General features: G+C 48.1%; 14 protein-coding genes and 1 pseudogene. 6 read left to right on the plus strand and 9 right to left on the minus strand.

Annotated elements, in window-relative coordinates:
- Together ACOJS8_RS00690 and ACOJS8_RS00695 are read right to left on the minus strand one after the other, a co-directional pair.
- Window positions 1–582, minus strand: a 582-nt coding sequence (locus tag ACOJS8_RS00690) for a hypothetical protein (RefSeq protein WP_420146606.1), incomplete at its 3' end; no start/stop codon positions are given.
- A 121-nt stretch (window positions 583–703) separates the two neighbouring features.
- The gene (locus ACOJS8_RS00695) at window positions 704–1,432 is read right to left on the minus strand and encodes a class I SAM-dependent methyltransferase (protein ID WP_420146607.1); all 729 of its coding nucleotides are present in this window, start codon (window positions 1,430–1,432) and stop codon (window positions 704–706) included.
- A 76-nt stretch (window positions 1,433–1,508) separates the two neighbouring features.
- Between ACOJS8_RS00695 and ACOJS8_RS00700 the strand changes: the two genes are divergently transcribed.
- Window positions 1,509–1,907 (plus strand): phage holin family protein, encoded by a 399-nt coding sequence (locus tag ACOJS8_RS00700; protein WP_420146608.1) that lies wholly within the window; start codon window positions 1,509–1,511, stop codon window positions 1,905–1,907.
- A gap of 64 nt (window positions 1,908–1,971) precedes the next feature.
- Here ACOJS8_RS00700 and ACOJS8_RS00705 read toward each other — a convergent pair whose 3' ends face one another.
- The 5 genes from ACOJS8_RS00705 to moeB all read right to left on the minus strand — a co-directional run bounded on the left by ACOJS8_RS00705 (window position 1,972) and on the right by moeB (window position 6,194).
- Window positions 1,972–2,637 carry a zinc metallopeptidase gene (locus ACOJS8_RS00705; RefSeq protein WP_420146618.1) on the minus strand — a complete coding sequence of 222 codons (666 nt, stop codon included), beginning with the start codon at window positions 2,635–2,637 and terminating at the stop codon, window positions 1,972–1,974.
- A 208-nt stretch (window positions 2,638–2,845) separates the two neighbouring features.
- Window positions 2,846–3,325 carry a D-glycero-beta-D-manno-heptose 1-phosphate adenylyltransferase gene (rfaE2, locus tag ACOJS8_RS00710; RefSeq protein WP_420146609.1) on the minus strand — a complete coding sequence of 160 codons (480 nt, stop codon included), beginning with the start codon at window positions 3,323–3,325 and terminating at the stop codon, window positions 2,846–2,848.
- A gap of 17 nt (window positions 3,326–3,342) precedes the next feature.
- On the minus strand, window positions 3,343–4,395 hold the full coding sequence (locus ACOJS8_RS00715; RefSeq protein ID WP_420146610.1) for a lysylphosphatidylglycerol synthase transmembrane domain-containing protein: 1,053 nt from the start codon (window positions 4,393–4,395) through the stop codon (window positions 3,343–3,345).
- Between the two features lie 104 nt (window positions 4,396–4,499).
- Window positions 4,500–4,853 carry an aspartate 1-decarboxylase gene (gene panD, locus ACOJS8_RS00720; RefSeq protein ID WP_420146611.1) on the minus strand — a complete coding sequence of 118 codons (354 nt, stop codon included), beginning with the start codon at window positions 4,851–4,853 and terminating at the stop codon, window positions 4,500–4,502.
- A gap of 201 nt (window positions 4,854–5,054) precedes the next feature.
- Window positions 5,055–6,194, minus strand: a complete 1,140-nt coding sequence (gene moeB, locus ACOJS8_RS00725; protein ID WP_420146619.1) for a molybdopterin-synthase adenylyltransferase MoeB — start codon at window positions 6,192–6,194, stop codon at window positions 5,055–5,057.
- A gap of 163 nt (window positions 6,195–6,357) precedes the next feature.
- Between moeB and ACOJS8_RS00730 the strand changes: the two genes are divergently transcribed.
- Window positions 6,358–7,113, plus strand: coding sequence for a 3-keto-disaccharide hydrolase (locus ACOJS8_RS00730; protein ID WP_420146612.1), 756 nt, complete (start codon window positions 6,358–6,360; stop codon window positions 7,111–7,113).
- A 93-nt stretch (window positions 7,114–7,206) separates the two neighbouring features.
- Window positions 7,207–8,082: a hydroxypyruvate isomerase family protein gene (locus ACOJS8_RS00735; protein ID WP_420146613.1), complete on the plus strand. Its 876-nt coding sequence runs from the start codon at window positions 7,207–7,209 to the stop codon at window positions 8,080–8,082.
- A 92-nt stretch (window positions 8,083–8,174) separates the two neighbouring features.
- On the opposite strand, the gene ACOJS8_RS00740 is transcribed toward ACOJS8_RS00735, so the two are convergent.
- Together ACOJS8_RS00740 and ACOJS8_RS00745 are read right to left on the minus strand one after the other, a co-directional pair.
- Window positions 8,175–9,047, minus strand: a complete 873-nt coding sequence (locus tag ACOJS8_RS00740) for a glycosyltransferase family 2 protein (protein WP_420146614.1) — start codon at window positions 9,045–9,047, stop codon at window positions 8,175–8,177.
- A gap of 130 nt (window positions 9,048–9,177) precedes the next feature.
- Complete coding sequence (locus ACOJS8_RS00745) at window positions 9,178–9,747, minus strand: type 1 glutamine amidotransferase domain-containing protein (RefSeq protein WP_420146615.1); 570 nt, start codon at window positions 9,745–9,747, stop codon at window positions 9,178–9,180.
- 352 nt (window positions 9,748–10,099) lie between these two features.
- Here ACOJS8_RS00745 and ACOJS8_RS00750 point away from each other — a divergent pair, with 352 nt between their 5' ends.
- The 3 genes and pseudogenes from ACOJS8_RS00750 to ACOJS8_RS00760 form a co-directional block, all read left to right on the plus strand.
- The gene (locus ACOJS8_RS00750) at window positions 10,100–10,480 is read left to right on the plus strand and encodes a response regulator (RefSeq protein WP_420146616.1); all 381 of its coding nucleotides are present in this window, start codon (window positions 10,100–10,102) and stop codon (window positions 10,478–10,480) included.
- Window positions 10,481–10,573: 93 nt separating this feature from the next.
- The gene (locus ACOJS8_RS00755) at window positions 10,574–11,335 is read left to right on the plus strand and encodes an MBL fold metallo-hydrolase (RefSeq protein ID WP_420146617.1); all 762 of its coding nucleotides are present in this window, start codon (window positions 10,574–10,576) and stop codon (window positions 11,333–11,335) included.
- Between the two features lie 118 nt (window positions 11,336–11,453).
- Window positions 11,454–11,894 (plus strand): annotated as a pseudogene (locus ACOJS8_RS00760) (DUF2236 domain-containing protein); the annotation flags it as partial.

Consider the following 11,894-nt stretch of genomic DNA (forward strand, 5'->3'; position numbering starts at 1 on the left):
GACGATATTGTCCTTACCATCGTAACCGAATTCCTGCGTTCTTATTGATCGGCTCGCGTTATATTCATACTGCTGGATTACTTTCACGGGGCGATTCTGACTGTCATATTCATAGGTACTGGTGCTACGTAGTTCCCACTGTTTAGATAGCTTTAAGAAGCTACGGCTTTTCAGGATACGACCAGCGTTGTCTGTCATAATTTCATTGTAGCCCGTCCACTTTACCGGGCCGCTACAGGAAGACAAACTTGAATACGCGCACCCGTCCTCAAAATGTTGCACGTATCGCAGTCGCCCGGCCACATCATATCGGTATTGATCGACTGTTGAGAGTTGCCCGGACCGATAATGTCGCCATTCCGCCAGTTTACCCTGCTGATTGTAGCGCCATTCGCCACTCAACTGCCCTCCATGCACTTCGCTTTTTAGCCGGCCAGTTGCAACGCTTCCCTCTTGAATGGGTCGGTAATCGGTAGGTAAATCAAAAAATGAGTTTACAGGAGCCCCCAACCCATTTTCATCATCGGTCCGACAACTGGCGAGAAAGAAAACAGCTACGATAAACAGATAATGAGTACGCATTAGGCGATCTGGCTAATTTCTGTTAAGATTCTGATCACCTCACAAAGGTTGTAATCATCAGCTGTTAATTGCCTTTCTGAAAAGAAGTTACGTTATCAGGGATCGAGTGATACGTACTACTTCACTTCCCGAAAAACATAATATGCTGTTGAGGCAAACGATCGTCGTTTTTCAGAAGCTTCAGTCTCACGGCTTTCATCTCCTTTGTGGCTTGTGCTACGCTTAATTTATGAAGCTCTTTGATTGGTACGTTCGGGTCTTCGGCGCGATATTCAACCAGCACGATACGTCCGCCCGGTTTTAGAGCTGATACAATATGACTCATCATTTCGCGCGGATACGAAAACTCGTGATAAGCGTCAATTAGAATGGCCATATCAATACTACTCGCTGATAATTTGGGATCAGATTCAGTGCCAAGAATGGGCTGGACGTTGGTTATCTTTCGTTTGGCTTTTCCTTCGTTTAGATAATCAATCATTTCAGATTGAATATCGACCGCCAATACCTTTCCCCTGGGTATTTCAGGAGCCATCAGAAACGTAAAGAAACCCGTTCCCGCGCCAATGTCGGCCACTACGTCGGTTGGTTTCAGGTTAAGCGCTTTGAGCAGCAAGTCGGTACGTTCTTCGCGCTCCCGCTCTGGACGTTCGAGCCACGATGCACCCAGATGCCCCATGACTTGGGCAATCTCACGGCCCAGATATATCTTTCCGATGCCATCGCGGGTAGCATCCTTATACTTGTAATAGCTTAAACTGTCTGACTTGGTCTGCGTCGATGTTTGTTGTGAGGCTCCCTGCCCACAGGCCAGGAATGAAATGAATACTAAAATCCAGAAACGATTCATACGATTGACAGTCTAACTATCGATTAAACAACCCCAGCGTAAAACGGTTGTCTAAGAAAACGAAATTCACCTGATTATGAATCTCATCTTACACTTACTACTCGATGCCGCCGTGATTTTTGGTCTGGCCTATCTTATGCCCCAGGTTGACGTCAAGAACTTTGGAACAGCACTGCTGATTGCGGTGGTTCTTGGTTTGCTTAATTTCTTTGTGGGCTGGATTATCCGTTTTCCACTGAACCTGGTTACGTTTTTCCTCCTGACCGGAATTGTTCGGATTGTTGTTACAGCCATTCTACTGAAACTGATCGATAACTTTCTGGATAGTTTTACGATTGTCGGCTTCTGGCCCGCGCTGGTAATTGCTCTTGCTGTTGCCGTGGCCGGGATGCTCATTGATCGTTCGGCTCCAACACCGGAAATGGTTGAATCGGGATACGTAGCAAGCTTGATTCCTTATCTACGAATCGGTTAAAAACAGTATAATAAAAAAGCCGCATCATTTCTGATGCGGCTTTTTTATGTTTTATATGTAGCGATTAGTCGCTTCGGCGACCACCCATCAGCAGGCTGGCGTAGTACAGCAACGTAGCTAACGAACCCAGCGCAGCCACTACGTAGGTCATAGCCGCCCACCAAAGTGCATCTTTTGCAAAGCCATATTCGCGCTGATTGACAACACCGTTGCTCTGAATCCAGGCCAGTGCCCGGTTACTTGCGTCAAATTCGACTGGCAACGTAACAAAGGCAAACAGCGTAGTTAAAGCAAACAAAGCCACACCAATTGCGAGCGGAATGGGCGTAGTTTGCAACAGCAGCACGCCGGCTAGCAGCACCCATTGTAGGTAGCGGGATGAAACCGTCAGAACAGGAACCATAGCCGAACGGAATTTCAGTGGTCCATAAGCAACTTTGTGTTGTACGGCGTGGCCACACTCGTGTGAGGCAACCGCGGCAGCCGCTACGCTACGTCCGTAATAGACATCGGCACTAAGGTTAACGGTTTTCTCCTCTGGATTGTAGTGGTCGGTCAGCATACCTTCCACCGATAATACCCGGACGTCGTAGATGCCATTTTGACGTAGCATGGCTTGTGCTACCTCAGCACCACTCATGCCATTGCTTAAGCCTATTTGTGAGTATTCATTGAATTTGCTCCTCAGTCGCCAGCTCACGAAAGCACTGGCACCGAAGATGAGAATCATAATTAACCAGATCATCGTCAGTTAGTCAGGTTTTGGTTTTACTTAAGACGACCCGTTACGCTGGCCGTCAATACTACAACAACAGATTACCGAAAAAGTATCCCAACATTTATCCACTTATCCAGACAGGCATCCGTCTAACCAACCGAAATGGCTTAGTTATAGCGACTGACAGGCTTGTATTTGTCGAATCAGGAGGATAATAAACCTAAAAGGCCTGTTTGATACGTTCAATCAGCTTTGTTGTAGAATAACCCGGTACAAGCTCAATGGTTTCGACACGTCCGCCCCGCCCCAGCACAAAATCAGCGCCAACAATCGTGGCTACTGTGTAATCATTGCCTTTCACGAGCACATCCGGCCGAACTGCCTCAATAAGTTCGAGCGGTGTTGGTTCGCCAAAAAGAGTAACGGCATCCACAAATTCAAGGGCCGCCATAAGCCTGGCGCGCGCGTATTCATTAACAACCGGACGCAATGGTCCTTTGATGCAGCTAACCGACGCATCCGTATTAAGTCCCAGAATGAGCCGATCGCCCAGATGACGGGCTTTTTCCAGGTAGTCAATATGGCCAAGGTGAACAATATCAAAACAACCGTTGGTAAAAACAATCTGCTGGCCTTCAGCCCGCCAACGATCGGCCTGAGCAATTGCCTGCTCACGAGTAAGAATTTTCGATTCAGTCATAAATAGAAAAGCGCCAATTACCGTTCCAGCCGGATCGCTTTCGGATCGTCCAGTACGTCGGGCAAATCGGTAGTTTTGTTACGTCGAAACAGAACAACAAGTAGCGCCAGTATCCCCAGAATAATAATCATGACGGTTGAAACTCCGTGAATGAACGTAGCGAGCACTTGCCCATCCTGACTCGTCAGTCCATACAATAAGGCAACCTGTCCCACTAGCAAATGGAACGAGCCAATGCCGCCGGGTGTCGGTGCCGCCATACCGAGTGAACCGACTACCAGGATCGTCAGGCCTGCCAGTGGGCCCAGATTGGCCGTTGCAGGCATGGCAAAAAACAGGGTATAAGACATCAGGTAATACATTGCCCAGATGAGGATCGTATGAACAACGAACGCTCCGGGCCGACGCAGCTTACGTACGCTTAAAAGTCCGGATAGCAACCCTTTTGCAAAACCACTGACCTTTTGATAAAGCGGATGCTGACCCAGCGCTTCGCGATAGCGGTTAAACAGGAACCAACCCAACAGCGCTACGCCTAGTAGCACAGCGGCAATCAATAGCAAAATGCCGGAGCCGCTGGAACCTTTCGGGAGTTTGCCGCCCAGGAATTCCATGAAAAACTGACTCAGTCGATCAAATTCGAGTACGAACGTAGCGCCCAGAAGAAGTATGAGCATCAGTAAGTCGAACAGGCGTTCGGCCACTACCGTACCAAAACTAACGTTGACCGGCACGCCTGACAGGCGATAAAGCGTACCGCAGCGAGCCACCTCACCGGCGCGAGGCAGAGCGAGATTGGCTAGATAACCCGTCAGAACGCTTGCTGTCGCATCCAGTGCGGTTGGTCGTTGCGGAATAACAGGCTCAATCAGAAGACGCCACCGTTCGGCGCGGCTCCAATGCGCTATAATTGTGCATATTGCCGAAAGTAATACCCACCGATAATCGGCAGCACTGATTTTCTGCCAAAGGTCGGCAGCATCCAGATGGCTCTGGCTAAATGTGAACCAAAGTAGCCCTCCTGCAATGGCCAGCGAGATGAGGTACTTAAGGATATTTTTGAGATTCATAAGCTAGTTACACGGGTGAGAGGCTAGGCAGAAAGTCATTATGCCTAGCCTCTCACCCGTGTTATGTGACGATGCAAAGTAAAGGAGTTTGACTGGAATGACAGTTAAACCTTTACCAGCCGGTTATTATCATCCGGAAAAACAACAGTTGGTTTGTGGTTTTTTGCCTCATCAGCCGCCATCATAGCGTAGGAAATAATGATAATGATATCGCCAACCTGTGCTCGTCGGGCGGCTGCTCCGTTCAGGCAAATAATTCCTGAGCCCCGTTCTCCTTTGATCACATACGTAATGAGCCGCTCCCCATTGTTGTTGTTGACGATATGGACCTGCTCATTTTCAAGCAGGCCAGCCGCATCCATCAAATCCTCGTCAATGGTAATACTTCCGACGTAGTTGAGTTCTGCCTGCGTGACTTTGACGCGGTGCAATTTTGACTTTAAAACAGTAAGGAACATGGTTCGTTGACTAAGGCCGTTTAAGCGCGGCAAAGGTAGGTTTATTAAAACCCCTTACCAACGGCACCCCGAAAACAGCCGTACAGTTCGCTTGGTTCCGGAAAAAGAAAGACCAGTCGCTGGCGGGACTGGTCAAAGGTTGTTGAAAACGCTGAAATGTGCGGATAAGGTTGTTCGCAACTTTATCCGCACAGATCTTCTTTAATACACCGCCATCTCGGGCTCAACGTCTCGTGCCCAGGCATTAATACCGCCTTCGAGGTTATAAAGATTCGTTAGGCCGTCCTGCGCGTAAAGGTATTGTGCTACGTTGGCGGAGCGAATGCCGTGATGACAATACACGACAACAGGACGATCTGTGGGTATGCGCTTGCGGTTGTTCGGGATCATATCGATCGGAATCAGTACCGCGCCTTCCAGATGGCAAACGTCATACTCGGGTCGTTCGCGGACGTCGAGCAGGAAGATATTATCACCTTTGGCTAACCGATCCGCCAATTCAATGGCCGACATTTTCTGGGGACCTAACGTATTAGGTGCGGGCCGTACACCTGCCGAAGTCAGGCCGCGTCGAGCCAGTTCTTCGGCGTCAGCCCGACGTTTCGTCTTGATCTTCTGATTACTCATGGCCAGTAAATCGATCATGAGTAAATGTTCGGTGAGTGGTTGACCGATGCCTGTAATAAGCTTAATGACTTCGTTGGCCTGATACGTACCGATAACCCCCGGCAATACGCCCAGAACCCCCGTAATACTACAGTTAGGAATTTCCATTTCATTCGGATACTCCGGAAACAGACAGCGATACGTCGGTCCTTTTCGGCTATCTTCCAACGTAGCGTTCAGAACAGCTACCTGACCCTCAAATCGATGAATAGCGCCGTATACAAAGGGTTTACCTAACGTAACGCAAACGTCATTCACCAGATAACGCACCTTAAAATTGTCCGTACAGTCGACCACTATGTCGTACTCATCGATAATGGCACGCGCATTACTGATGTCGAGCGCCATTGTATACGTATCGAATGTCAGATCGGGATTTAATTTCTTGAGATGGTTAACGGCTACTTTGGCCTTCGGTTTTCCGACCTCATCCGTCGTATAAATAACCTGTCGTTGCAGATTGCTCAGGTCCACTACGTCGGGGTCAATAACACCGATTCTACCAACGCCAGCCGCCGTCAGATAGAGCAGAACCGGGCAGCCTAGTCCGCCGGCGCCGACCACTAAAACTCGGGCATTTTTAAGTCGTAACTGGCCTGATGCTCCTATTTCGGGTAAGTTCAGGTGTTTTTGATAGCGTTGTTTTTCTGAAGGTAATAACGTTGTTGCTTCCATAATTCGATACGTTCCGCTATTCAAGAGAATCGTGCAATAATCCAACAGATTTAATCCCCCTAAAATTGCGTAGTATTGAGTTAAAGGTAAATATTTTACAAACGTACCGGTAATACTTTTTTTCATTAGTATTGTCCTGTCAAAATCCAAACGATTCTCAACTATGAACCATGTGCGTTTTTCAGGCAAGTTGCCGATGGCCGCCGGTCTGCTAACTCTTGCCCTGACCCTTGGCACTAACTCAGTCAATGCTCGTATTCTTCCGGAAAAACCGGATGTGATCAGTTCGGTGAAAAAAGGCAGCTGGGAGAGCCTTTTCGATGGAAAAACTCTGAAAGGGTGGCATACTTATTTAAAAACCGGACAACCTGTCTCCGAAAAATGGACGGTTGATGATGGCGCTATTCACCTGGCGGCCGGAGGTGCCGGTGATCTGGTAACCGATAAGGAATACGGTAACTTCGAGCTGGAGCTAGAGTGGAAAATTGCGGAAGGCGGCAATAGCGGGATAATCTACCACGTACACGAAGATCCAAAATACAAGGCAACGTATCAGACGGGCCCTGAGATGCAGGTTCTTGATAACGAGCGCCATCCCGATGCTAAACAAGGCCGTGACGGAAACCGGACCGCTGGCGCACTCTACGATCTACAAAAGCCCATTACGCCCAATGCGGCTAAACCGGCTGGTGAATGGAACAAAGCCCGGTTGGTGATCAATAACGGTAAAGCCGAACAATACCTGAACGGTAAGAAAATCGCTGAATACCCGACCAGCGGTCCGGAATGGGATAAGATGGTGTCGGAGAGTAAATTTAAGGGGTGGGAAGGCTTTGGTAAGTATGATAAGGGGCATCTTGCCCTGCAAGACCACGGCAACAAAGTCTGGTTCCGCAACATCCGAATTCGTGAATTATAAAAAGTTGAAAAGGTATAAGGTTGTATGGTTGCAGAGTTTCTGCGACGTACCACTTTATACCTTTTAACCCTACAACTCTATAACTTCTTTGGTATGAATTCCCGCCGAACGGCTCTAAAAACTCTGGGCACCACCGCCCTGGCGTTACCCACCCTGACTGATTCTCTGGCCCACGCTATGACTCAATCTGAACAAATAGCTCCCCAACTAAAGGGACGTATTAATCATGCCGTCTGTAAATGGTGTTACAGCAAAATTCCGCTCGAAGATTTTTGTAAAGCAGTAAAAGAAATGGGGATTACAGGTATTGATCTGCTCAGTCCCAACGATTGGCCTGTTCTGAAGAAATACGGGCTTACGTGCTCTATGCCCCAGGGCGCAGGTAAAGGTATTCCTGATGGGTTTAACAATCCAAAGCTGCACGATGAACTGGTGGCCAGCTACGAAGCCATTTTTCCCAAGCTTAAAGAAGCGGGTTTCAATAAAGTGATCTGCTTTTCAGGCAACCGGCGCGGCATGAGCGACGCCGAAGGCATGGATAACTGTGTTACGGGCCTCAAACGCCTGATGCCCAGTGCTGAAAAGTACGGCGTTACGATGATTATGGAACTGCTGAACAGTAAGGTAGATCACAAAGATTACATGTGCGATCATACGGCCTGGGGCGCAGAAATGTGTAAGCGTGTCGGCTCCGATAATATCAAACTCCTGTACGATATTTACCATATGCAGATCATGGAGGGCGACATTATCCGCAACATCCGTGAGCATAACAAATACATTGGCCACTACCATACGGGAGGGAATCCGGGACGTAACGAAATTGACCAATCGCAGGAAATTTATTACCCTGCCATCATGCAGGCCATTATCGATACGGGCTACAAAGGGTTTGTGGCGCAGGAGTTTATTCCCAAACGCGACCCGCTTACCAGCCTGAAAGAAGCCGTGCTGATTTGTGATGTTTAATTGTAGAGACGCAATACCTTGCGTCTCATTGCCGGATGGTATGTTTCCGGGTGGTTTTTGCTGACGCATGGGAGACGCAAAGTATTGCGTCTCTACACCTTTTTGTAATTCTTGTACTCTCCAATCCGCCAGCCCGTTAGCTTTTCGATGAACGTGAGAAAGCGTACTCTTGGCGAATAGTGTTTCTGGCTCGTATCGAACGTAAACGGCCAGTTCAGGCGATCGACGCGGGCTTGCATGACGGCAGGATGGGTGCTCGTGAAATGCGCTAATGAATCGATTCCACTGTAATCAAAGTAATCGAGTTGGGCTTCGGCTTTAGCGATATTGTCGCCTGTGTTCCAGAAGTGGCTAGCGTAACGTAGTCGATTTTTCTGCAATTCAAGCGGTTTTACCCAGCCGTAATGGTAGATATACGCATCAATTGGTTTGACCTTTAGCTTCTGGTTATCACGAGTTCGAAATCCCTGCGCATCTTTATAGGCCACTACGTTCCCTGTATTCCGAATGACCCGTATTTCGTTACGATACCAGCGTCGGGAATCGCCAACGTAGCTGTACGAGCCATAAAAATGCAGGTATTTGAAAAGCAAACCTTCTACGTTTTTGTCGTTTAAATACGTTTGCATCGCTTCCCGTACCACCGGAACGTATTTCTCGTGCATCACCTCATCGCCTTGAATGTAAAACGCCCAGTCGGCATCGGGCGAAACAGCGGCAAGGGCTTTGTCTGTTTCCTGCGCCAACACTCGCCCGCCCGCCCGTGCATTCTGATCCCAGACGGTGTGAATAATTCGAATTTTATCGGAAGGAATCGCCTGAATCAGCGCCAACGTATCGTCATCCGAATCGCCGACGGCTATCACAAATTCATCGCATAGCGGCAAAACAGACGTAATGGCCTCTACGATTGGGTAATCGAACTGAACGGCGTTACGTATAAAACTAAATCCGGCTACTTTCATGGATGCACACGGGCATTGGCTACAGCCGGCAAAGATAAGGCTCGTTTAGCATTTACGACCAGCGGGACGTTTTGCCATTGTTCAATTAAGTGCTAGTAAAAAGGCCGACCCAGCGGATCGGCCTTTCAGGCTATGCGTGTTGTCCTTCGTGCTTTCCTTCCCGAATTTCTTCGATCAGTTTTCGGTTGAAGGCCGGTATATCGTCCGGTTTACGACTGGTCACCAACCCCTGATCGGTCACCACTTCTTCATCGACCCAGTTTGCCCCCGCGTTTTTAAGATCGGTCTGGATGGAAGGGTAGGAGGTAAGTTTGCGGCCGTTCACTACGTCAGCTTCAATCAACATAATTGGGCCATGGCAGATGGCGGCTACTGGCTTATGAGCTTCGAAAAAATGCCTCACAAACTGTACGGCTTTGGGTTCGGTACGTAATTTGTCGGGGTTAATTACACCTCCCGGCAGAAGCAGGGCGTCGTACTGATTTGGATCAGCACCCGCCAGCGGTAAATCTACCGGGAACGTATCGCCCCAGTCAGTATGGTCCCATCCTTTCACTTCGCCACCGTTTGGGGCAATCAAATGTGCAGTTGCTCCGGCATCCTGTAAGGCCTTGCGCGGTTCGGTCATTTCAACCTGCTCAAAACCGTCTGTTAGTAAAATAGCTACTTTCTTTCCCTGCAATCGTTGTTGCGTTTCCATACTACGTTGAGAATTGGTTATTTCAATAAAACGGCTGGAAACGCCGGAAGGTTATTAGAAATTACACATTGTTTCACTACGTTAGCCGCTCCGATTTTCGATGCATTTTCGACCAACTGCCAACATGTAGTTTTTAATTCGACTCTTTTGGAAAGAAGCAAAGATTGCTTGCGAATGAAACTTATAATAGAGGCAGACCGTAACGTAAGATTTTATTGCATCTGGTCGGCGTGCTCTTTATTACGTAGTAAAAAGGTAATTCGGGCGCATTTTGGCGAAAAAGCTCTTTTGCGTTTGCGGATTTAACTGCTAATTTCACCACTCTAAAACGAAACACGATCCTTTTAGCCTTATGTCAGCTTCCAAACGCGTCCTGATTGCCGAAGATAGCTCTGTTATCCAGAATCTGGCCCGCAAAATACTTGAGTTTCAAAATTATGACATCACAGCCGTCAAGAACGGTGAGCAGGTGTTGCAGATTCTTGAAAAAGAGGATTTTAGTATTCTCTTGCTAGATATTAATATGCCGCTGATGGACGGTATGGAGTGTGTTCGACGCGTTCGGGCTCTACCCGACACTGAGAAAGCAAATGTGCCCATCGTGGCCATTACGGGTAACGCGAAGAATTACACGGAAGAAGAATTTAAAACGGCCGGTTTCAACGACGTACTGGTGAAACCACTCAATTTTGACCGGCTGGTTGAGGTGGTTAATCAACTTACCGATGAATAAAGGTTGAATGATTGAATGGTTGAATGACTGATTTGTGGCCCTGTATTCCCATTCAATCATTCAATCAATCAATTGTTCAATCATTCAATCTTTATGATTATCACGCTGCTGGGTACAGGAACATCGTCTGGTGTGCCGCTAATTGGATGTACGTGCGAAGTATGCCGCTCCGTCGATTTTCGCGATAAACGATTGCGCTCGTCCGTCCATATTTCTGTAAATGGACGTAGCATTGTTATCGATACAGGGCCGGATTTTCGCCAGCAGGTACTTCGGCTAAATCTATTGCAACTGGATGCCGTTTTGTTCACGCACGAGCATAAAGATCATACGGCAGGGCTGGACGAGATCAGGGCGTATAATTTCCGTTCGGGACAGGATATACCCGTTTACGGCCGATCTTCCGTTCTGAATCAGTTACAGCGTGAATTTGCTTACATTTTTGCTGAACACAAATACCCCGGCACTCCGCATGTTCAGCTTTATGAAGTAAATAATCAGCCCTTTGACGTACTCGACGTGCCGGTGATGCCCATTGAGGTAATGCATCATAAACTGCCCGTGTTTGGCTATCGAATAGGCGACTTTACGTACCTCACTGATCTCAATTACATCGCCGACGAAGAACTGGAAAAAGTCTACGGGACCCGGGTCCTTATTCTGGATGCCCTTCAGCGACAGGCACATATCTCCCATTTTACGCTCGATCAGGCGGTGGCGCTGGCGCAACGTATCAATGCCGATCGAACGTATTTCATTCACATCAGTCATAAACTTGGCCTGCACGGAGAGGTTGAGAAAGAATTGCCGCCCAACATCCGCTTAGGCTACGATGGTTTACAGATAAAGCTGTAATCCCTGTTGGCTACACCAATTGCAAAGCGATTCGATTTCGTCCGTCGAATGCTATAAATTATACCACAAACCAATTCTTTTAACGTATCGTTGTTGGAATGACAAGTAAGCCAATCCAATGACTACGTTCATAAAGCCCTCCCGTGTCTTTACCGACAGTTTGCTGCAACAGTATCGTCAGCAAGGCGATACGCCCGCCGATGAAGTAATTGCCAGCGTAGTGAACGAGTGTGGACAGACGGGGCTTCGTTCGCTGATGGGCTGGTTAGCAGACCCCGACGATACGTCGACGGAAGGACAGTCTAAATCCGTTCAGGACTTTTTTATTAAGTACGCTCATTTGCCCGCCTGGGCCGACCTGTCTAAAATGAAACGGGGCATGGCACTCTTCAAAAGACAGGCGCACCAGATTGGTCTTACGCTTGGGTTTTATTCATTGCCTTATTCTTACCTCGGTGCTAACGGAGCGCAGGTCCTTTGGTTGACCGAACGTATCAAAAACGATACGACCCGCCGTCTAAAGGAAACCGGTGAATGGATCTTTGCGGTCAATACCCCC

Source organism: Spirosoma sp., assembly GCF_048594605.1.
GTDB lineage: Bacteria > Bacteroidota > Bacteroidia > Cytophagales > Spirosomataceae > Spirosoma.